The sequence below is a fragment of the Stenotrophomonas sp. HMWF023 genome, assembly GCF_003060985.1.
Taxonomy (GTDB): domain Bacteria; phylum Pseudomonadota; class Gammaproteobacteria; order Xanthomonadales; family Xanthomonadaceae; genus Stenotrophomonas; species Stenotrophomonas lactitubi.
In genome coordinates this window covers 1-20147 of sequence record NZ_QAIJ01000309.1, presented here as the reverse complement: position 1 = coordinate 20147, position 20147 = coordinate 1, and the positions used below count along the sequence as shown (strand labels likewise).

Below are 20147 nucleotides of genomic sequence, written 5' to 3'. Positions count from 1 at the left end.
GCGCCAGGGCATTGGGAGACATAAGTGCCAAGGCCGGACCGTCGCCATCACGCCCATCATTCCCCGGTCCGGCCTTGGCACTTATGTCTCCCAATGCCCTGGCGCTGATCGAGCTGTTGATCCGCGAGCGCCGTGCGTTGTCCCGCTTCATTGCCCGCTACCTCGACCCGGCCAGTACCGAAGACACCCTGCAGAACCTTTATCTGAAGGCCAGCAGCGTGCCCGGTGACCCGCCGATCCTGGAACCGCGCGGGTATCTGTACCGCATGGCCTATCACCACGCGCTCAACCGCAGCCAAGCCGACGCGCGCGAACGGCGGGCGATGGCGGAGTACGCCAGCGACCTGGCCGATGCCAGCAATGATGGCGAGGCGCAGGCGCTGGGCCAGGCCCAGCTGCGCGAGATCAGCCAGACCATCCTGGCGCTGCCGCCACAGGTGCGCGAGTGCTTCGTGCTCAACCGTTACCTGGGGCTGAGCGAGCGCGAGATCGCCGTGCGCCTGGGTATTTCCAAGAGTGTGGTGGGCAAGTACGTGCTGCGCGCGGCCCTGCTCATCCAGCAGCACCAGCGGGGAAGCCGCGCATGACCTGCATGTGCTGTGGGCAGACGCCGCTCGCCCTTGTCTCAACTGTAAGGCGCACCCGTTGGTGGTGCCGCAGGCCACAATCATGACTACGTCCATACCCTCGCCGCGTCAGGCCAGGCAGGCGTTGCGCTGGGTGATACGGTGCAATGCGGGCCGGTTGCCGGAGCGCCAGCAACGCGCCCTGCAACGCTGGCTGCAGGCCGATCCCCGGCATGCCGATGCCTGGCGCCAGCAGCAGGCCTTCTGGCAAGGCCTGGATGCCGCCGGCCCGGATGTCCTGGCTGCGCTCCCGGAACTGACCGCCGAACCCGCGCTGCGGCCGCTGCAGCCGCGTCGTCGACTGCCCTGGCTGCTGGCCAGTGCGGCGGTGCTGCTGCTATCGGTGACAGCGGCGCCGCACGCGTGGCTGCTGGTCCGCAGCGATGTGCGCAGCGGCAACGCGCCGCGCACGGTCCAGCTGCAGGATGGCAGCACTGCCATATTGGATGCAGGAACCGCGTTGGCACTTGATTTCAGCACCGGCCAGCGCCGCCTGCAGTTGCTGCGTGGCAGCGCCTGGTTCCAGGTCGCGCACGAAGCACGACCGTTCCGGGTGGAGGCCGGCGGTGGCGAGATCCGTGACATCGGCACGGCCTTCAGCGTCGCATTGCAGGATGCGGTGGTGACCACCGAGGTCAGCCAGGGCGAAGTGGAGATCAGGCCGGATCTTGCCGCTGCGCAGCGGCTGCAGGCCGGGCAGGCACGCGCGTTCCGTGATGGCCGCTGGCTGCAGCCGCTGCAGCTGACCGATGTGGAGGCCATCGCACCGTGGCGACGCAGTGAGATCGTCATTGATGATCTGCCTGCACAACAGGCGATCGAGCGTCTTGCCCGCTATCGGCGTGCGCCGGTCTGGGTTCTGCGTGGGCAGGGCGCGCAGGTGGCGGTGAGCGGCTTGTTCCACCTGCAGCAGCCGGATGCGGCGATTGCCGCCGTGGCCCAGCAGGCCGGCCTGCGCAGCCAGCGCCTGCCGGGCGGCGCGTTGTTGTTGTGGTGATGTCGAGGGGTTGCGGGTGGGCCCATCCACGCATGGCGTGGATCTACCAAGAGCCCGGGTAGATCCACCCCATGCGTGGATGATCTGCCGATCAACAAAAAAACCGTGGGCAGATCCGGCCCCGCCTTGTCTCTAGTGGTATAGCCAGAGCGAAACCGCGTTTCTTCTCAAGCCAACCGAACCGCGTGCACCCGATGTGCGCACGGTCCCGCCACCTTGAGGAGTCACCGTTCATGCCGTTCCCGGCATCCGCCCGTCATCGCCACGCCACCGTCCTCGCCCTGGCCATCGCCACGGCACTGGTTCCCTTCGCTTGGGCGCCGACCGCCCGCGCCCAGGCCGCTACTGCGTCCGTGCGCACGTATGCCATTCCCGAACAAGCCTTGGCCGACGCAGTGCGGAGCTTCGGCCGCCAGTCGCAGGTGCAGGTGGTGTTCCGCAGCGATCTGGTGGAAGGGCGGCGCTCGCGCGCAGTGCAGGGCCAGTACAGCCCCGCCGAAGCACTGGACCAGTTGCTGCAGGGCAGTGGCCTGCGCGCACAGCAGGAGCCGGGCGGCACCTGGACCCTGCAGGCCGCCGCTGACGGCGGGGTGGTGGTCACCGACACGCTGAAAGTGGGCGGGCGCCTGCAGGCCGACGGCGGCGAAACACGTGATCGTTGGGGATACGACGACGTGTTCGCGCTCGACCTGAGCACGGCCTATTCCGGGCGCGACCGGGTGGAGCGCTATCGCGGCGCCAACCCGGCCGACGTGGTCAAGGACCTGGTCGGTGTGTTCAGCGGCGACGCCCGCAACAGCGGCGCGCTGGACCTCAACATCCGCGGCATCCAGGGGCCGGGGCGGGTGCCGGTCAGCATCGACGGTGGCGAGCAGGCGCTGACCGTATGGCGGGGCTACAACGGCGTCAGCAACCGCAACTACATCGATCCCAACCTGATTGGTGGCATCCAGGTCATCAAGGGGCCAGCGCTGGTGCGCGATGTACACAGCGGTATCGGCGGAGCGATGGTCATCAAGACCCTCGACGTCGACGACATCGTGCCGGCCGGCGAGCGCTTCGGCGGGGAGCTGAAGATCGAAGGCAGCAGCAATGCGGTGTCACCGCGCCTGCCACGGCTGCACACCGGTGAGGACTACCGCACGGTGGATGGCTTCCCGCAGCAGTCGCCGAACTCGCCCTATGCTGACCGCACCCTGGTGGTGCCGGTGAAATCGCGCAGCGGTGACAACCCGTTCGATGGCGATGACCAGGCTTGGCGGCTGGCCCTGGGTTGGCGCGGTGAGCGGGTGGACGTGATGGCGGCCTACGCGTGGCGCAAGCGCGGCAACTATTTCTCGGGCAGCAAGGGCAGTGCCTACTACGACCAGGACCCGCGCGAGCAGTACGAATACCAGGGCATCGATTACATCACCACGCTGGCGCGCTACTTCAAGCCGGGTGATGAAGTCCCCAACACCTCCAGCGAACAGGAGTCGTGGCTGTTGAAGGCCACCTGGCAGATCACCGATGACCAGCAGCTCAAGGCTACCTGGCGGCATACGCTTTCGCACTACGGCGAGATCATGCCCTCGCGCATCCTGTCCGCACCGGATTACGGGCGCATCCAGTGGCCGCTCAGTCGGGTCGATTCCGATGCCTGGAACCTGGAGTACCGCTGGCAGCCGGCCGGCAGCCGTTGGCTCGACCTGCGCGCCAACCTGTGGCGGACCGAAACCAACAGCGATACCTACACCGCCGGTGGCTTCCCCAACTTCGCCTCGGGCAACCCCGATTGGGATCCCAGCCGCAGCCCGATCCTGCGCAACACCGCGCTGGCCAATGCGCGCAACGACCGTACCGGGCTGACCCTGAGCAACCGCTTCGGCCTGCATTCCACGCTTGACCTGACCGTGGGCGGCAACTGGCAGTATGAAAAGCTGGGGTCGGGAGACCCGTACTTCGGCGTCAGTGATGGCTGGCGCATGTACCCGCGCGCGGGCCGTCGCCAGGAAGGCGAGGGCTACCTCACGCTGGAGTGGCGGCCGGTCGATTTCCTCACCCTCAATGCCGGCGTGCGCTACAGCCGCTACTGGGCCTTTGATGACTTCCTCGGCGAGCATCCCGAACTGCTGACCCGCGGGGTGGGCGGCAAGCAGGCGAGCTACCGGGTCAATGAGCTGCCGGAGCGCCCAGCCAGCGTGCAGGCGCAGGTGGATTCGCTCGAAGCCGAGCGCGCCTTCTGGGAGAGCATCGGCATGGGCTGGTTCGTCGACGATGCGATCCGTGGCCTGCTGCAGAGTTACCAGACGCCACAGCCGGTGGAGCACACCATCGCCTGGCTGCCCGATGCCGACGGCAACTACTCCCGTGCCACCAATCCGTGCCTCAATGGCGAAGTGGCTGCCATCCCCGGCGCGCTGCCGCTGTTCCCCGGCAGCGACCTGGTCTGCAGCATCCGCAACACAGTGCAGTCGCGGCCGGTGGATGGACGCAATACCCGCCGTCGCGACCATGCCTGGCTGCCCACCTTCTCGGCAACGGTGAACCTGTCGCCGGCCGCGCGCATCTACCTGCGCTACAGCGAGGCGGTGCGCTTCCCGAGCATGTTCGAGAGCACCATTGCCTTCTCCAGCAGCCTCAATCCGCTGTACGCGCTCAAGCCCGAGCACGCCTACAACTACGAGCTGGGCTATGTACACAATCTGTCCGCGCTGTTCGGCGGCACCGCCGATGCCGACGTCAAGTTGGCCTACTACGTGCACAAGACGCGCGATGTGATCGAGCGCGACGCCTACTTCCTGTTCGACAACATCGACAAGCAGACCATCCGTGGCATCGAACTGCAGGCGCGCTTCGACAATCGACGCTTTTTCAGCGACCTGGGCATCGCGCGCACGCTGGAAAACGAGGTGTGCGACGAGAGCAGCGCGGTGCTGCTCGACGCCAACCGCGGGCTGGTGCCGAACTGCGTACAGGACGGCTTCGTGGGTGGCTACCTGCTGACCCAGGCGATTCCCAAGCTGTCGGTGAATCTGTCACTGGGCACGCGCCTGTTCGATGAGCGGCTGGAACTGGGCAGCCGCATCGTGCACTACCGGCGCCACGACAACCCCGACCTGCAGGTCTACCGCGATCGTCTGCTGGCAGGTGGCAGCAGCCTGCTCTGGCAGAACGTGCCGTTCACCTGGGGAAACATCACCACCGTGGATGCCTATGCGCGCTGGCGCTTCAACGACCACGCCAGCGTTGAACTGGTCGGCAGCAATCTCGGCAACCGCTATTACGTCGACCCGGCCACGCGCTCCACGCTGCCGGCGCCGGGTCGCACCGTCAAGCTTGCGCTCACTGCGCGCTTCTGAGTTTCACCGTTGCAAGCGTTGTACCTGTAGTTCCCTCAATCCAAGGAGTTTTTCCATGAAAATGATCTCCCGTTCCCTGCTTGCCGTCGCCGCCAGCCTGGCCCTGGCCGGTGCCGCCCACGCTGCCGATATCGTCGGTGCGGCCAGCGCCGTCACCGATCCGCAGTTGAACGTCAACGTCGGCGAATCGCAGGTCAATGGTGGCCCGCACTCGGCAGGCAAGGCCGGTATTGGCGTCGGCACCGTCTCGGGTGGCACGCGTGTGGACTTCCAGGGCTTGAGCGCCTACTCGGCACCCACCGTCATCAACGGCACCACCGTGCGCACCCTCGCCATGCCGATCACCGGTACCCCGGGCAGCCACGCCGGCATGGGCCACTTCAACTTCGTCAAGGTCGGTAGCGGCGATGTCTGGTTCGGCGAATGGTCCAAGGATGGCGCGGCTGGCGGCTTCAACAACCGCCAGGTCTACTTCGCCGGTGACCGCGCGGGCACCACGCTGCCGGCAGGCGTGGCCACGTATGCCGTCGCAGGCCTCAACAAGTTCAACGGCAGCAACCTGCTCAGCGGCACCTTCCGCGCTGACTTCGGCACCGGCCGCCTCAACGGCGCGCTGGCCGGCTCGGGCCTGACCGTGGCCGTGGCTGCATCGATCAACAGCGCCAACGCGTCGTTCGCCGGTTCGGCCACTGCCAACGGTACGGTTGCCGGCACCACCCAGGGCCAGTTCTTCGGCGCCAACGCCGCCACCCTGGCCGGCATCGCCACCTTCGCCGGCAACAGCCAGTACGACACCGCCTTCGGCGGCAGCAAGAACTGATCGCCACGCCCCTGACGGGGCAGGGCAGGGACAAGCCGCGATCCGCCAGTCCCTGCTTCGGCCCGCGATAGTGCTTCAACCGGATCGAACATGCGCCCCCTTCTCTTTCTTGTCGTCCTGCTGCTGGCATGGCCGCTCAACGATGCCCGCGCCCAGCAGGATGACCTGCGCCGCGTGCTCGAACAGGGCAGCGAGCTGCGTCATCAGCAGCAGGACCAGCAACGCCTGCGCCAGGCCGAGCACGAGCGGCCGATCATCACCCTTGACGGCCAGCAGTACCGCGTGGAGCGCACGGTCGACGACCTCGGCCAGGCGCTCTATCTCTCGCTGCAGCACCAGCAATGGCAGGCCGTGGCCGCCTTCCTGGCGGAGTACATCGAACTGCCCGGCCACGATCCGCTGCTGCGCCACTACGCGCAGGGCGCGCTGGCGCGGGTGGCTGGCCAGCACCGCAAGGCAGCCGCCGAATACGAGGCCGTGCTCGCCGCGCAGCCGGACTTCCTGCCGGCGCGGCTGGAACTGGCACGTGTCTATGCCGAAGACCAGCGCGACCGCGATGCCATTGCACTGTTCGAGGTAATCGCAGCCGGCATCGATGGCGACGATCCGGCAACGGCGGGTGTGCGTACGCGGGTGGACGGTTACCTGCGGGCCCTGCAGGCGCGCCAGCGCTGGAAGGGTGCGATCGCTGCTGGCCCCGCGTGGAGCGACAATATCAACCGCAGCTCGGCCAGCCGCACCTGCCTGTTCGGTGACGGCACCACCTGTTTCATCGAACGTCGGTTGCCCGATGCACAGGCAGCGTTCGGCCTGGACTACGACGCCAGCCTGGAACGGCGCCTGTCGTTGGCCGGCCACCATGGGCTGTACCTGCGCGGGCTGGCGTTCGGCCAGGCGTGGCGCGGGCACAGCGACTACAACGAGCTCAATGCCAGCGTGCAGGCGGGTTACAGCTGGCGCAGCGCGCGGCATACCCTGCTGCTGGCACCCAGCTACGATTACCAGGGGCTGGGCAACCACGCGCTGCAGGGCGGTGCCGGCGTGCATGGCGAATGGCAGTTCGCCGCCGATGCGCGCAGCCTGCTGAAGCTGGAAGCCGACTGGAAACGCCAGCGCTATCGACAGCAGGGGTTGGCCAGCAACTACGACGGCGAACTGGCGGCGATCTATGCCACCTGGTTCCGCGCGCTCAACCCACGCTGGACGGTGTTTGCCGGGTTCGACCTGAGTGACAGCAGCGCTGCCGATCCCGCCAATGGCTACCGGCAACGCGGCCTGCGCCTGGGTGCAGCACGCCAGTGGAGCGGCACCACGGCCACCGTGTTCGTGTCGCTGCGTGAGCGTGACTACGATGCCTGGAGCCCGTTGCTGGAAGCGCGTCGGCAGGACAGCGAGCAGAACCTGATCGCCATCGTGCGCAGCGAGCGCCTGGCCGTAGCCGGGCTGGTGCCCAGCCTGAGCCTTCGGTACGCCCGCATCGACAGCAACGTGGACTGGCTGTACAGCCACGACCGCAGCCTGCTGAGCCTGAAATGGGAACGGGCGTTCTGAGCCGTCGGCCGGGTCCGGAGAGTGGGAGGGTCCATTTATCCCCAATTTGGCCAAATTGGGTATAGTGGCCTCATATCCTTTCGCTGGAGCCGTGCCATGACCCTCCCGCTCGACCTGCCCGGCCTCGACAAGGCCCCGGCATCCTCGGTCAAGACCCGTGGCTGGCCCAGCCTGATGCGTACCGTGCGCGAGAAGCAGGCGCTGGTCATCACCAACCACAACCACCCCGAAGCGGTGATCGTGGACATCAAGACCTATCAGGAGCTGCTGGCCAGAGCCAGCGGCAGCGATACCGAAGAGCGCAGCGACGTGCTCTCGCGCCTGCGTACCGAATTCGACCAGGCGCTGGCCGGTCTGCAGCAGGGTGAAGGGCTGGGCAAGGTGATGGGCAAGCCGATCCGCCGCGGCCATAAGGTCGCGCTCGGCCGTCCGCTCTGACTCATGGGGCGGATCCTGGCGTTGGCCGGCGTCAACGGCGCCGGCAAGAGTTCGCTGCTCGGTACCTGGCTGGAGGCCGACGGCCTGGGCTGGTACAACCCGGACAGCTTCACCCGACGGCTGGTGGGGGCGGGCTGGCCGTTGGCCGAAGCCAACGCTGAAGCGTGGCAGGAGGGCGCACGACGGCTGCGCCAGGCGATCGCCGACGGCAGCGATTTTGCCTTTGAAACAACCTTGGGCGGCAACACCATTCCGCGCCTGTTGCGCGAGGCCTGCAGCCAGCACGACGTGGCGATCTGGTTCTGCGGGTTGGCCACCGTCGAACTGCACGTGGCCCGCGTGGCGGCCCGCGTTGCTGGCGGTGGCCACGACATCCCGCAGGACAAGATCCGCGCACGCTTCGATTCCGCGCGCGAGAACCTGCTGGCGTTGATGCCGCATCTGGCCGAACTGCATGTGTATGACAACAGCGCGCCGGCCGATCGCTATGGGCGTGTTGCCCCCTTGCCGGTGCTGGCGCTGGATCGCCAGGGCCTGCAGTATCCGGTGTCGGTGGTGGAGCTGCTGCACACCCCGGACTGGGCCAAACCCATCGTCATGCGCGCGATGGAACTGCACGCCGACAGCACGCCGCTTGCCGGTCCGCCTGTGCGATGATCCGACTCCGCAGATTCATTGATCGGGGGACAGGGATGTACGAGCGGAAGCACTGGCAGGCCATCGGCCTGCGCGCGCTGGTGGCGGCCATGGCATTGACGGTGGCGGCGCCGCTGCTTGCCCAGGATGCAACGCCGGCTGACGCCAAGGACGAGGCGAAGAACGAGCCGATGAGCTACGACAAGGCACGTCGTGCAGCCGAGGCGTCCCTGCGCTTGCACCCGGGCACCGACAGCCAGTACGACTACCGCCCGCTGTGGGCCGGCAATGCCGACCTTGATGGCGATGCGCGCGCGGAAATCGTTTATCTCTACACCGCGACCCAGACCGGCAGCGCGATGCAGCTCAACGAACTGGTGGTGATGACCCCGCTGGCCGAAGGCGATGTACGGGTCCAGGCCGCGTCACCGGGAAAATCCGCCTATGACGACGAAACCTACGCGTTGATCCGCGCGTCCGGCTACGCCGATGACGCTGCCGTGCACATTCCCGGCGACATGGAAACGATCACCATGGACGGCGACCGTATCCGTGTCACCTTCAACAGCACCCGCAATTCAAAGCTGTGCGTGCGTGGCAAGGTGACCTGCCCACCGGAAGGCCAGCATGCCTGGGTGTACCGCTGGACCCCGGGCAAGCTGACCCGCGCCGAGTAATCGCGTTACCGGCAGCGCCGGGCAATGCCCGGCGTATGCACTCAAGGAATCACCAAGGAGAACACCATGCACGGACCTGCATTTTCCCGTTCCATCCTGCTGCCTTCCGCATTCGCATTTTGCGCGCTGGTCGGTTGCGACCCGGTGTTTGCGGCATCGAAGGCATCGCCACCAAGCCTGGTACATGCGTTCCACGCAGCCGAAGCGTCGCTGCGCCTGATCCCTGGCGATGACATCGAAAGTGATTTCCGCCCCGTGTGGACCGCCGTTGCCGACCTGGACGGTGATGGTCGTGCGGAGGTCATCTACCTCTATACGTCGACCTATACCGGTGGCTCGTTCGCACAGAGCAATGTGATTGCGGTGATGACGGCGCTGGCAGCGGATGATCCACGCGGCAAGGAAAACCCCAAGAGCCTGTCGCCTGTGGAGGCAGAGGACTTCGCCGCCATCCGCGCGTCAGGTTACGGCGATGATGCGGGCGAGCAGATTCCGGGTGCCGTGCATTCCATCAGGATCGAAGGTGACCGCATCATCGTCGCGTTCAAGGTCGTTGCCGGAGCGAGCACCTGCGATGTCGTGGGCTACAAGCATGTCTGCCCGCCGGATGGCGACTATGTCTGGACTCTGCGCTGGACGCCGGGCAAGCTGGCCCGCGCCGACTAGCGCTGCGCTGACGGCAGCGCCAGGCAATACCTGGCGCCACCTCAACCACTCAGGCCGGGGTCACCTGTTCCGGCTCGGCTGCGTCCGGCAACGGCGGCAGGGCGCGGTCCACCGTCACCGGCGCATCGCTCTTCAACAGCGCGGCCGCCTCCTTGTTGCAGCCCACGGCCGGCGGCGAACCGCGCAGCGGCAGGCCGGCGGTTTCCTTCACGAAGATCATCGTGATCAGGCCGATCACCGCTGCGCCCATCAGGTAGTAGGCCGGCACCAGCGGATCGCCGGTGCGTTCCACCAGCCAGGCGGTCACCAGCGGCGTGGTGCCACCGAACAGCGACACCGACACGTTGAACGCAATGGACAGCGCGCTGTAGCGCACCGGCGTATAGAACAGTGCCGGCAGCGTGGAGGGCATCGAACTGGTGAAGCACACCAGCGCCAGGCCCAGCAGCATCAGCCCGAGGAAGATCAGCCAGTCGTTGCCGCTACCCACCAGCAGCAGGCTCGGCACCGCCAGCACCAGCAGCGCGATGCAGGCGCCGATGATCATCGGGCGCCGGCCCAGCTTGTCGCTGAAAAGGCCACCGACGATGTTCAACGGCATCATCACCAGCATCACGATGATGATCAGCAGCAGCCCCTTGCTCTCTGCATAACCCATGGTCACGCTCAGGTAGCTGGGCATGTAGGTCAGCAGCATGTAGTCGGTCACGTTGAACACCAGCACCAGGCCCATGCACACGATCAGCTGGCGACCGTGCACTCGCAGCAGCTCACCCAGGCCCGGACGTTCGTGGTCACGCTTTTCCGCTTCCTCTGCATAGGCGCGGAAGGCCGGTGTTTCCTCCAGCCGCATGCGCATGTACAGGCCCAGCAGGCCGAGTGGGCCGGCCACCAGGAACGGAATGCGCCAGCCCCAGTCCAGCATCTGTTCGCTGCTCAGCAGCATGTGCAGCGCGGTGACCGTACCGGCGCCGGCGATGTAGCCGCCCAGCGTGCCGAATTCCAGCCAGCTGCCCATCAGGCCGCGGTTGCGGTCGGTGGAGTACTCGGCGATGAACGTTGCCGCGCCGCCATACTCGCCACCGGTGGAAAAGCCCTGCACCACGCGCGCGAGCAGCAGCAGCACCGGCGCCCAGATGCCGATGCGTTCGTAAGAGGGAATCAGGCCGATGGCGAACGTACCCAGCGCCATCATGATCATGGTGAAGGCCAGTACCTTCTGGCGCCCGTAGCGGTCGCCCAAGGGTCCGAAGACCATGCCGCCCAGCGGGCGTACCAGGAAGGCCACGGTGAACGTGGCGAACGCGGCGATCACTTGCGCGGTGGGGTTGCTGGACGGGAAGAACACCTGGCCGATGGTGACGGCAAGATAGCCATAGACACCGAAGTCGAACCATTCCATCGCATTGCCCAGTGCAGCGGCGCCCACGGCGCGCTTGAGCATGGGCTTGTCGACAACAGTGATCTCGTCGACCTTCAGATGGCGGCGGCGTTTGAACCAGCCGAAATGGGCGTGGGCATCGGAGTTGTCCTGCATGGGGACTCCCTTGGAAGAATGGAAATGGAGTGGAATGGGCGGTACGGATGTCCCGAAAGTCGGAAACGGCGATGCTGGCGCAGCAGGCGCAGGGGCATCGAATGGAAGGCCCGGAACGGGGCGAAAGGTGTGTGCGATCAAACGCCGCGCACGCGACAAGCATTGCCCGCTGCCAGAACGCAGGACGACATGCAGGACGAACGGATGGGTCCGACTACGCAGCAGACCGCGTCAGTGCACGTGTGGTGGTGGCAGCCGCAGGGGACAGGCGGGCAGGGCCCGCAGGGGTCATCCGCCGGGATCCAGCGCGAGGCGATGGAAAGGCGAGGGGGAAGCAATGATGGAAAGCGAAGCGCCGGTCGGCAGTGCTTCCCGCATGCCAGCAACAGGTGCTGACGCGCAGTGGGTCGTGTCGATCATGCGTTCATGATAACGGTTACAGTGTGAGCGTGCCGAGAATCGCGCTGGTACGAACGCAGCGTTCCATGTTGCCTGTTCATGCAGCTGACCCACGCACATCGAATGAACATGTTGTGCTCACCTCGCTCACGCCACGCCTTCTACGGTGGTGATGAACCAACGCAAGGAGTAACGCATGACCCGTCGCATTCCCGAAGGCACCCTGGTTATCGTCGCCGATGGTGGCTCGGCCCGCGTGTTCACCAACGTCGGCAGCGAGCAGAAACTCACCTTGAAGCAGGAGGGCGAGCTGCGCCTGCAGGACATCAGCGAGCAGGGTGTGTCCGGACAGGGACCGTCGGGCGCGGTGCCCAAGGACATGTCGATCTCGCAGCTCAACGAAGCGACCTTCGCCAAGCAGGTCGCCGAGCAGCTCAACGAAGACGCGCTCAACAACCGCTATGCGCATCTGGTGCTGATCGCCGATCCCACCACGCTCGGCCGCATCCGTCCGTTGCTGCACAAGGAGACGCAGGCGCGGTTGCTGGTCGACATCGCGAAGGATCTGACCAACGCGCCGCTGGAAGACATCCAGCGCACGCTGCAGGCCTAATCGGCATGCCCTTCATGCGTGATCATGTAGCCGCCGAACCGGCCCGCGCGGAGGTGGATGCGCAGGCCGGTTGGCTGCTGCTGGAATTCGGCGCGCCGTGGTGCGGTCATTGCCAGGCGGCGCAACCGGCGCTGCAGGCCTTCGTGGATGCGCATGATCTTCCGCACTGGAAGATCGAAGACGGCAAGGGCAAGCCGCTGGGCCGCTCGTTCCAGGTGAAGCTGTGGCCGACGGTGATCCTGTTGCGTGACGGCAAGGAAGTGGCGCGTGTGGTGCGGCCGGTGGATGCGGCAGATCTCGCCACACTGCAGAGCGCGCTGCCGGATTGACCGGCTCCTGTAGAGCCGAGCCCATGCTCGGCTTGCTCCGTCACCAACCGTAGTGCTCGATCACACCAGAGTCGAGCATGGGCTCGGCTCTACACGCTTCAATGCAGCGTCACCCGCACATGCTGCTCGCGAAGTTCATGCAGCAACCGCCGGCCATGCTGGCTCAGCGCCATCATCGCAACACTGATCTTCTGCGCGCTGTAACCCGGGCGCAGATGTGCCTGTGGGTCGGCCGGCTCGTTCTCGCCGATCGTCATCGCCATGCCCTCGGCGGTGTTCAGGGCGTGCTCGATGCGGAAGAACAGGGATTCCATTTCCGGGCTCAGGATGGGCGGTTCATGCGACATGCGATGGCTCCTTGAAGAACATGGCCACCGGAAGGTGGCGGGCGATGCGTGGTTGGAACTTCGGCTGAGCTACGAGAAAAGCCGGAGGGCCATGCGGCCGCCGCGCACCGCCCACCGTAGTCACGGCAAGCAGCTCTCGTAGCTCATTCCGGGGTTCCAAGCCCGGCAGCGAGTGTGCGCTGCGGTGTCATCGTGCGCAGGTCGCGGGCCGGATTGCCAACCTGTGAACCCTTGCCGCATTCGCGTGCTCGCCACCGGTAGCGTCGGCCGTGGCTTGACTTCATCTGTGTGGCTTCAATCGCGATATGCAGCGTCATCAAAGACCCTCCTGTTGTCGCCAATGGTTCGAAAAGGATCTCAGGCGAGCCGCGTGGTTTCCATGCAACGGCTTGTACTTCTGCAAGACCATATGCGTCAGAGGCATGCCCTGGACGACGTCCTCCCGGGCACGGGCAGGCCGTGGCGTGATGCGGTATAACGGCGGGGCCGGCGCCGGGGAAGGCGTCGGTACCGAACCCGCAGGACCGTTGTCTGCCGTTGCAACTGCATCGATGGGCGGCTTGCCGCGCCCATTTGTCGATCATTGGACGAACAGGGGGTAACGATGAACAGGTTTCTGAGCAACATGGTGATGCTTGCCGCGACGCTCTTAGTCAGCACGGCACACGCCGCCAACGTGGTGTACCCGGACGGAGAGAGGCAGCAGGCGCCCGATGCCATTTTCCTCGACCGCGCCGGCGATCTGTATCCGCCGTTCGGCGTGCCGGTTGATACCGCGGCGATGCTGACCCTCGATCCGGACGTGGGTGCCGTAGCGCCACTGGAAGTGGTGACGCTGCGTGGCATGTACCGATCGCAGGCCAATACCGGCAAGCCCGGATGGAAGAAGCTGCTTGCGCATGCGCAGGTTGAAAGCAGCAGCGATTTCGACCGTGATTGGGAGGCGGTGCAGGACGCGCTGCGAAGGACGGTAGTGAAGCAGTTGAATGCACAGAAGGGCGCGGACGTGCTGCTGGTGGTGCACGGGTTCAACAACGATTTCCGCGGCGCCAACAAGTGGCTCGTGCCCTTCGAAAAGGCGGTGTTGGAGGCTTATCCGCAAGTGCGCAGCACTCGCGTGTATTGGGATGGGCTGCTGGGAAACGACGCCGGCATCGGCATCTGGGGCGAGGCCCAGTACAACGGCCCGCGCGTGGGACAGCAACTGCGCCGTGTGCTGAATCAGCTGGATGCAGACCTGCGGATGAGGATATTCACCCACAGCTCCGGGGCCTACGTGGTGACCAACGCGTTGGGCGATGGCAGTCACAGCTATCGCGGCTTCGAGGGGTCGGTACAGCTGAAGGAGCGTGCCGGGGCGCTTGATGGCGCCTACGCCGTGCCGAGGAACATCACGGACCTGCGAGTGGCCATGTTGATTCCGGCGCAGCCACTTAGCGCCTTCGACGGCTTCGCCCAGGGCACGAAAGGCGTAGTACCGACGCGCTTGATCCTCGGCACCAGCCCACGTGACAAAGCGGCCACCAAACTGGGTGTGTCATGCGCGATTGGCGGGAACACCTGCATGGCCGTGCGCACCGCCGAAGCATTCCAATGGTCACGCAAGGCGCTCGCACCGCAGGCCGGGCAACTGATGGTGATCGGCTTCCCGGCGCCGGCGACAGGCCACCATGAGCACGGCGTGGAGCGGTACATGGAGGACCGGGAGCAATGGCAGGCACTGCTCGGCCAGTTGTTGGGCGATGCCAGTGGATGCCCGGCGAGCGGCAAGACCTGGTGCCAGGCCAGTGATGGAAAGGAGCTGGCAGCCCGCTGATGATTCGGCCCGCCCTGTCGCCCCATCCTTCGTCCGGCAGGGTGGGTCGTCATGCATGACCGCAGCGCAGCATGCGACACCGCCACCCCGGTGCTAGGATCTGACGACCACCTGAATCGATCCAAATGCCGATGCCCACGCTGGACCGTCGTCTCCTGATCGCTGTCGCCGCCACGGCGATGTTCGCCTCCGGCCTGGCTGTGGCCGCCCCGGCCAAGACCGCCGCCGACAAGGCCTATGCCTCGGTCGATCCGTTCATCGGTACCGGCGGCGAGGGTCACACGTACCCTGGTGCGACGGTGCCGTTCGGCATGGTCCAGCTCAGTCCGGATACGCGCATCCAGCCGCGTGAGAAGGCCTACGGCTGGGCGGCGGGCTATCGCTATGACGACAGCAGCATCGTCGGCTTCTCGCACACCCACTTCTCGGGCACCGGTCATTCGGACCTGGGCGACATCCTGCTGATGCCGTTCACCGGCAACCCGGGCCTGGAGCGTGGCGATCCGGAAAAGCCACGTAGTGGTTACGCCTCGCGCTTCCGCCACGACGACGAGAAGGCCGAGCCGGGCTACTACGCGGTCACCCTGGACGACTACAAGGTGCGCGCCGAACTGACCACCAGCGCCCGCGTGGGCGTGCATCGCTACGCATTCCCGGAGGGCACCGAGGCCAAGGTGCTGCTGGACATGCGCACCAGCATGTATGACTACCCGGGCAAGATCCTGTGGTCGCGGGTGCGCGTGCGTGGCGATGGAACCATCACCGGTTTCCGCGAGACCCGCGGTTGGGCAGCCGGCCGCCAACTGTACTTCGCGATGCGTTTCTCGCGGCCGCTGGCCAGCCACGAACTGCACAACACCGAACAGGACATCGTCTACAAGGGCTTTGCGCCCCCGGGTGAGAAGGACCCGAAACAGCGCGCGCAAATCGAGGGGCGGCAGCTGGTGGGCACGTTCGACTTCGGCAAGCTGGAGGCGCCGCTGGTGGTGAAGGTGGCGATCTCGCCGGTCAGCGAGGCGGGCGCCATCGCCAACCTCGATGCCGAAGTGGCCGACTTCGATTTCGACCGCGTGCGTGCGCAGGCAAAGCAGGAGTGGACGCAGGCGTTGTCGGTGCTGGATATCGACGCGCCGGAGCACGCACGTCGCAGCGCCTACACCGCGCTGTACCACACGCTGCTGGGGCCGACGTTGTTCATGGATGCCGACGGCCAGTACCGCGGGTCCGACAATGCCGTGCACCAGGCCAAGGGCTATACGAACTATTCGACGTTCTCGCTGTGGGATACCTACCGTGCGCTGCACCCGCTGCTGACCCTGGTGCAGCCGGAAAAGCGCAACAGCGATTTCGTCAATTCCATGCTGGCCCACCACGAGCACAGCCCTTACGGCATGTTGCCGGTGTGGTCGTTCCACGGCCTGGAAGACTGGTGCATGATCGGCTACCACGCGGTACCGGTGATCGCCGATGCCTACGTGAAGGGCATCCGTGGTTTCGACGCGGACAAGGCGCTGAAGGCGATGGTGGAGACCGCCAACTACGGTCCTTACGATGGCATCGCGCAGTACCGTGAGCTGGGCTACGTGCCGATCGACGAAGAAGGTGAAGCGGCCAGCAAGACGCTGGAATACGCCTTCGATGACTGGACCATCGCGCGCATGGCGCAGGCGATGGGCAAGGCCGATGTGGCAGCAACCTTCGACAAGCGTGCCGGCAACTGGCGCAATGCCTTCGACAAGGACACCGGCTTCATGCGTGCACGCAAGCGCGATGGCAGCTTCCGCACCCCGTTCGACCCCAGCGCCAGTGGCTACGGCACCGACTACACCGAAGGCAATGCCTGGCAGTACTCGTGGTACGTGCCGCAGGACGTGGCTGGTCTGGCCGCCGCGCACGGTGGCAGCGACAAGCTGCTGGCGCGCCTGGATGAAGTGTTCAACGCCAAAGTCGATCCGGCCATCTTCGAACACATGGAAGACATCACCGGCCTGATCGGCTGGTATGCGCATGGCAACGAACCCAGCCATCACGTGGCCTACCTGTATTCGCATGCCGGCCAGCCGTGGCGCACGCAGGCACGCCTGAAGCAGATCATGGACACCCAGTACGCCGACCGCCCCGATGGCCTGGCCGGCAACGATGACGTGGGCCAGATGTCGGCGTGGTATGTGTTCACTGCGCTGGGCTTCTACCCGGTGGCGCCGGGCTCGGGCGAGTACATCCTCGGCCGGCCGTTCCTGCCGAAGACCGCAATGCGCCTGCCCAACGGCAAGACCTTCACCATCGTGGCCGAGGGCCTGGATGACAAGCACACGTATGTGGGCAGCGTGACCCTCAACGGCAAGCCGTTGCAGCGCACCTTCCTGCGCCACGATGAGATCCTGGCCGGTGGCGAGCTGCATTTCACCATGCAGGCCGAACCAAACAAGGACTGGCCGGGGCAGGGCGCGCAGGCACCGTATTCGATGTCGCGGTAACGCCCGCGGTAGCGCCGGGCCATGCCCGGCGGTTGATGGACGGCGCCAACCAAGGTTGGCGTCTACCGGAACCGCGCACACCGCTGGTAGATGCCAACCTTGGTTGGCATGCGATCTACACCATCCCACCATTGGCGCGCAGCACCTGGCCATTGATCCACCCTCCATCGGCACCGGCCAGGAACGCCACCGCACCGGCGATGTCTTCCGGCGTACCCAGCCGCTCCAAAGGGTTCATCTTCGCCAGCCGATCAATCAGTTCGGGCGACTTCCCGTCCAGGAACAGATCGGTAGCGGTCGGCCCGGGTGCCACCGCGTTCACGGTGATGCCACGCCCACGCAGCTCCTTGCTGAGGATCGCCCCCATCGTCTCCACGGCGGCCTTGCTGGCGGCATACACGCTGTAGTTTTCCAGTTTGATGCCCACCACGCTGGTGCTCAGGGTGACGATGCGGCCACCGTCGCGCACGCGCCGCGCGGCCTCGCGCAGCACGTTGAATGCGCCCTTGAGGTTGATGCCGATCACGCGGTCGAACAATGCATCATCGCTGTCGGCCAGTGCGGCCAACTGCAGCACGCCGGCACTGTTGACCACCACGTCGATGCCACCGAAGCGCGCCTCGATCGCGTCGAACAGGGCATGCACAGCCGGCGGGTCGGCCACATCGGCCTGCAGGGCCACGGCGTGGCCGCCGTTGGCGGTCAGTTCGGCAGCCAGTGCCTCGGCCTCGTCGCGGCGGCCGGCATAGTTGATGACCACGGCGTGGCCGTCGGCGGCCAGGCGGCGCGAGATGGCAGCGCCGATGCCACGGGAGCCGCCGGTGACCAGGGCGACAGGGCGGGAAGCGGAGGAGGTCATGGCAGATTCCAGGAAGTCACGCCGAGATGGCGCAGGGCCATCTTCGTCTCTCCGCCGTCGCGGATAATCATGGATAATCCGGAAACATCATCCGGCCAGCCGAACAATGGATCGATTCACCGCCTTGCGTGCCTTCGTCCGGATCGTCGAGCGCCGCAGCTTCAGCCGTGCCGCCGAAGATCTGGGTCTGCCGCGCGCCACGGTGACCGACGCGATCAAGGCATTGGAGCAGCGCCTGGGCGTTCGCCTGCTGCACCGGACCACGCGCGTGGTGGTGCCGACGCTGGAAGGCGAGGCTTTCTATGGCCGCTGCCTGCGCCTGATCGCGGACATGGACGATGCTGAAGCCGCGTTCCGTGACGTGCCGCCGCGCGGGCCGCTGCGCATCGAAGTGCACGGTACGCTGGGGCGTCACCTGCTGTTCCCGCACCTGCCGGATTTCCTGCAGCGCTACCCGGACATCGAACTGGAGGTCAGCGAGGGCGACCGCTATGTAGACCTGCTGCGCGAGGGCGTGGATGGGGCCATCCGCGTGGGCACCCTGGCCGACAGCGATCTGGCCGCGCGGCGCCTGGCGTTGCTGCGCGAGGTCACGGTGGCGTCGCCTGCCTATGTGCAGGCGCACGGGCAGCCGGAAAGCATCGCGTCGCTGGCGGCGGGACACCAGATGGTCGGCTACCGTTCCAGCGCCACCGGCCAGCTGATTCCGCTGGAGTTCCAGCAGGGCGGCCAGGTGCGCCATGTGCCGTTGCCGGCACGCGTGCGGGTGTCCGGTGCCGACGCCTTCCTCGGTGCCGCGCTGGCCGGGCTGGGCATCATCCAGGCACCGCGTTACCGGATGGACCCGTACATCGCGCGCGGGCAGCTGCTGGAGCTGTTGCCCGAGATGCCGCCCACGCCGAGCCCGGTCAGCCTTGTCTATCCGCGCAACCGCACGCCATCGCCACGGCTGCGGGTGTTCATCGACTGGGTGGCGGGTGTGTTCGAGCCGGAGCGCGCGCACGGCGGCCCATCCACGCATGGCATGGATCTACTGGCGTGACCGTTCGAGGCGGAGCGCGCGTGGTGGCTCATCCACGCATGGCGTGGATCTACTGGCGTGACCAGGCTGACGGGGAGACGCCGACAACACGGCGGAATGCCGCGGCGAACTTGCTGGGATTGGCGTAGCCGCAGGCAAGCGCAACCTCGGTGACGCTCTGCCCTGCGGACAACGCACACTGCGCCCACTGCATGCGCTGCTGGGTCAGGTAGGCATACGGTGGCATGCCGGTGGCGGCGCGCAGCGCGCGGCTGAAGGTGGTCGGTTCCATGCCGAGTACGCCGGCCAGTGCTGCGACATCCAGCGGCTGCGAACGGTGTTCATCGATGAAGCCCTGCAGCTGGCGCAGCTGCCGCGATGACAGCGGTGCGGCCATGCGTGGCCGGGCGGGCGGATGGCCGACCAGCTGGGCCAATCGCCGCACCACTACCTCTGCACCGAACTGCAGGAAGCCGGGCACGCAGGCGTCAACCTGTGCGCTCGACCATAGCGCGTGCAGTACGGAGGCGATGATCGGGTCGCGATGCAGCCGCAGGGAAAGGGAGGGGGCGTCCGGGAAGCCGCCAAGGGTGTCACGCCACTGCGCGGTATCGATGGCCATTCCCAGCAGCTCCACCGCAGGGCTGGCGTAGTGCCCATGATCGCCGGGCAATACCACATTGAACTGGCCCGGATGCCATGGCGCCTGCAGCACCCCGGCGGAGGTGCGTTGGTACAGGTTGCCGCCGCCGGCCAGCAGCAGGCCCAGCCGCAGCTGGTGCGGGTGCCCCATGGCGCCTTCGCTGGCCTGGAAGCCATGGCGCAGCAAAACGACCGAGCCATCCTCGCTGGTCACGGTTCCCTCCATGGGCTGGGCGGCTTCCCGGTGCAACTGGTCGGCGAGGGCGGGCATGGCGGGTCCAGGAATGGAGCAGCGCTGACTGCAATGGAGTGGCGGCGAGCGTCGAATGTTACAGGATAACAGTTTGCGCCAGCC

At 66.2% G+C, this 20147-nt stretch carries 19 protein-coding genes; 14 read left to right on the top strand and 5 right to left on the bottom strand.

Going from position 1 to position 20147, the window contains the following annotated elements; translation table 11 throughout:
• The first annotated feature begins 83 nt into the window (after positions 1-83).
• The 9 genes from DBR20_RS18220 to DBR20_RS18180 all read left to right on the top strand — a co-directional run bounded on the left by DBR20_RS18220 (position 84) and on the right by DBR20_RS18180 (position 9752).
• Positions 84-587 (top strand): RNA polymerase sigma factor, encoded by a 504-nt coding sequence (locus tag DBR20_RS18220; RefSeq protein WP_108267473.1) that lies wholly within the window; start codon positions 84-86, stop codon positions 585-587.
• 82 nt (positions 588-669) lie between these two features.
• Positions 670-1623, top strand: coding sequence for a FecR domain-containing protein (locus DBR20_RS18215; RefSeq protein ID WP_108267484.1), 954 nt, complete (start codon positions 670-672; stop codon positions 1621-1623).
• A gap of 233 nt (positions 1624-1856) precedes the next feature.
• Entirely contained in the window at positions 1857-4964 is a 3108-nt protein-coding gene (locus tag DBR20_RS18210; RefSeq protein WP_108267471.1) for a TonB-dependent receptor, read from the top strand.
• A gap of 55 nt (positions 4965-5019) precedes the next feature.
• Positions 5020-5784, top strand: coding sequence for a Slam-dependent surface lipoprotein (locus DBR20_RS18205; protein ID WP_108267469.1), 765 nt, complete (start codon positions 5020-5022; stop codon positions 5782-5784).
• Positions 5785-5874: 90 nt separating this feature from the next.
• Positions 5875-7335 carry a porin family protein gene (locus tag DBR20_RS18200; protein ID WP_108267467.1) on the top strand — a complete coding sequence of 487 codons (1461 nt, stop codon included), beginning with the start codon at positions 5875-5877 and terminating at the stop codon, positions 7333-7335.
• Positions 7336-7431: 96 nt separating this feature from the next.
• Positions 7432-7773 (top strand): type II toxin-antitoxin system prevent-host-death family antitoxin, encoded by a 342-nt coding sequence (locus tag DBR20_RS18195; RefSeq protein ID WP_089235803.1) that lies wholly within the window; start codon positions 7432-7434, stop codon positions 7771-7773.
• Between the two features lie 3 nt (positions 7774-7776).
• Positions 7777-8430 (top strand): hypothetical protein, encoded by a 654-nt coding sequence (locus tag DBR20_RS18190; protein WP_108267465.1) that lies wholly within the window; start codon positions 7777-7779, stop codon positions 8428-8430.
• A 35-nt stretch (positions 8431-8465) separates the two neighbouring features.
• Positions 8466-9086 (top strand): hypothetical protein, encoded by a 621-nt coding sequence (locus DBR20_RS18185; protein ID WP_108267463.1) that lies wholly within the window; start codon positions 8466-8468, stop codon positions 9084-9086.
• A gap of 66 nt (positions 9087-9152) precedes the next feature.
• Positions 9153-9752, top strand: coding sequence for a hypothetical protein (locus tag DBR20_RS18180; protein WP_108267461.1), 600 nt, complete (start codon positions 9153-9155; stop codon positions 9750-9752).
• A 49-nt stretch (positions 9753-9801) separates the two neighbouring features.
• Here DBR20_RS18180 and proP read toward each other — a convergent pair whose 3' ends face one another.
• A complete protein-coding gene (gene proP / locus DBR20_RS18175) occupies positions 9802-11289 on the bottom strand; it encodes a glycine betaine/L-proline transporter ProP (protein ID WP_108267459.1) in 1488 nt (495 codons plus the stop codon).
• A gap of 595 nt (positions 11290-11884) precedes the next feature.
• On the opposite strand from proP, the gene DBR20_RS18170 reads away from it, so the two are divergent.
• Together DBR20_RS18170 and DBR20_RS18165 are read left to right on the top strand one after the other, a co-directional pair.
• Positions 11885-12301, top strand: coding sequence for a host attachment family protein (locus tag DBR20_RS18170; RefSeq protein ID WP_089235798.1), 417 nt, complete (start codon positions 11885-11887; stop codon positions 12299-12301).
• A 5-nt stretch (positions 12302-12306) separates the two neighbouring features.
• On the top strand, positions 12307-12630 hold the full coding sequence (locus DBR20_RS18165) for a thioredoxin family protein (RefSeq protein ID WP_100552645.1): 324 nt from the start codon (positions 12307-12309) through the stop codon (positions 12628-12630).
• A 98-nt stretch (positions 12631-12728) separates the two neighbouring features.
• Here DBR20_RS18165 and DBR20_RS18160 read toward each other — a convergent pair whose 3' ends face one another.
• A complete protein-coding gene (locus DBR20_RS18160) occupies positions 12729-12977 on the bottom strand; it encodes a hypothetical protein (protein WP_108267457.1) in 249 nt (82 codons plus the stop codon).
• A gap of 143 nt (positions 12978-13120) precedes the next feature.
• A complete protein-coding gene (locus DBR20_RS22210) occupies positions 13121-13294 on the bottom strand; it encodes a hypothetical protein (RefSeq protein WP_181393127.1) in 174 nt (57 codons plus the stop codon).
• A 266-nt stretch (positions 13295-13560) separates the two neighbouring features.
• Here DBR20_RS22210 and DBR20_RS18155 point away from each other — a divergent pair, with 266 nt between their 5' ends.
• Together DBR20_RS18155 and DBR20_RS18150 are read left to right on the top strand one after the other, a co-directional pair.
• Positions 13561-14793, top strand: coding sequence for a hypothetical protein (locus DBR20_RS18155; RefSeq protein ID WP_146187051.1), 1233 nt, complete (start codon positions 13561-13563; stop codon positions 14791-14793).
• Between the two features lie 125 nt (positions 14794-14918).
• Positions 14919-17270 (top strand): GH92 family glycosyl hydrolase, encoded by a 2352-nt coding sequence (locus tag DBR20_RS18150; RefSeq protein ID WP_108267453.1) that lies wholly within the window; start codon positions 14919-14921, stop codon positions 17268-17270.
• A gap of 115 nt (positions 17271-17385) precedes the next feature.
• Here the strand turns inward: DBR20_RS18150 and DBR20_RS18145 are convergent, their stop codons facing one another.
• Entirely contained in the window at positions 17386-18129 is a 744-nt protein-coding gene (locus DBR20_RS18145; RefSeq protein ID WP_108267451.1) for an SDR family oxidoreductase, read from the bottom strand.
• Positions 18130-18235: 106 nt separating this feature from the next.
• Here DBR20_RS18145 and DBR20_RS18140 point away from each other — a divergent pair, with 106 nt between their 5' ends.
• Positions 18236-19171 carry a LysR family transcriptional regulator gene (locus tag DBR20_RS18140; RefSeq protein WP_108267449.1) on the top strand — a complete coding sequence of 312 codons (936 nt, stop codon included), beginning with the start codon at positions 18236-18238 and terminating at the stop codon, positions 19169-19171.
• Between the two features lie 49 nt (positions 19172-19220).
• On the opposite strand, the gene DBR20_RS18135 is transcribed toward DBR20_RS18140, so the two are convergent.
• Positions 19221-20063 (bottom strand): AraC family transcriptional regulator, encoded by an 843-nt coding sequence (locus tag DBR20_RS18135; protein WP_108267447.1) that lies wholly within the window; start codon positions 20061-20063, stop codon positions 19221-19223.
• Between the last annotated feature and the right edge of the window lie 84 nt (positions 20064-20147).

What these genes read in the sequence shown, in the direction of transcription:
- DBR20_RS18210 (WP_108267471.1), top strand. Translation starts at nt 1,857, where the DNA reads ATGCCGTTCCCGGCATCCGCCCGTCATCGCCACGCCACCGTCCTCGCC.
- proP (WP_108267459.1), bottom strand. Translation starts at nt 11,289, where the DNA reads ATGCAGGACAACTCCGATGCCCACGCCCATTTCGGCTGGTTCAAACGC.
- DBR20_RS18180 (WP_108267461.1), top strand. Translation starts at nt 9,153, where the DNA reads ATGCACGGACCTGCATTTTCCCGTTCCATCCTGCTGCCTTCCGCATTC.
- DBR20_RS18220 (WP_108267473.1), top strand. Translation starts at nt 84, where the DNA reads ATGTCTCCCAATGCCCTGGCGCTGATCGAGCTGTTGATCCGCGAGCGC.
- DBR20_RS18150 (WP_108267453.1), top strand. Translation starts at nt 14,919, where the DNA reads ATGCCGATGCCCACGCTGGACCGTCGTCTCCTGATCGCTGTCGCCGCC.
- DBR20_RS18200 (WP_108267467.1), top strand. Translation starts at nt 5,875, where the DNA reads ATGCGCCCCCTTCTCTTTCTTGTCGTCCTGCTGCTGGCATGGCCGCTC.
- DBR20_RS18190 (WP_108267465.1), top strand. Translation starts at nt 7,777, where the DNA reads ATGGGGCGGATCCTGGCGTTGGCCGGCGTCAACGGCGCCGGCAAGAGT.
- DBR20_RS18160 (WP_108267457.1), bottom strand. Translation starts at nt 12,977, where the DNA reads ATGTCGCATGAACCGCCCATCCTGAGCCCGGAAATGGAATCCCTGTTC.
- DBR20_RS18145 (WP_108267451.1), bottom strand. Translation starts at nt 18,129, where the DNA reads ATGACCTCCTCCGCTTCCCGCCCTGTCGCCCTGGTCACCGGCGGCTCC.
- DBR20_RS18185 (WP_108267463.1), top strand. Translation starts at nt 8,466, where the DNA reads ATGTACGAGCGGAAGCACTGGCAGGCCATCGGCCTGCGCGCGCTGGTG.
- DBR20_RS18135 (WP_108267447.1), bottom strand. Translation starts at nt 20,063, where the DNA reads ATGCCCGCCCTCGCCGACCAGTTGCACCGGGAAGCCGCCCAGCCCATG.
- DBR20_RS18215 (WP_108267484.1), top strand. Translation starts at nt 670, where the DNA reads ATGACTACGTCCATACCCTCGCCGCGTCAGGCCAGGCAGGCGTTGCGC.
- DBR20_RS18205 (WP_108267469.1), top strand. Translation starts at nt 5,020, where the DNA reads ATGAAAATGATCTCCCGTTCCCTGCTTGCCGTCGCCGCCAGCCTGGCC.
- DBR20_RS18195 (WP_089235803.1), top strand. Translation starts at nt 7,432, where the DNA reads ATGACCCTCCCGCTCGACCTGCCCGGCCTCGACAAGGCCCCGGCATCC.
- DBR20_RS22210 (WP_181393127.1), bottom strand. Translation starts at nt 13,294, where the DNA reads ATGACGCTGCATATCGCGATTGAAGCCACACAGATGAAGTCAAGCCAC.
- DBR20_RS18165 (WP_100552645.1), top strand. Translation starts at nt 12,307, where the DNA reads ATGCCCTTCATGCGTGATCATGTAGCCGCCGAACCGGCCCGCGCGGAG.
- DBR20_RS18140 (WP_108267449.1), top strand. Translation starts at nt 18,236, where the DNA reads ATGGATCGATTCACCGCCTTGCGTGCCTTCGTCCGGATCGTCGAGCGC.
- DBR20_RS18170 (WP_089235798.1), top strand. Translation starts at nt 11,885, where the DNA reads ATGACCCGTCGCATTCCCGAAGGCACCCTGGTTATCGTCGCCGATGGT.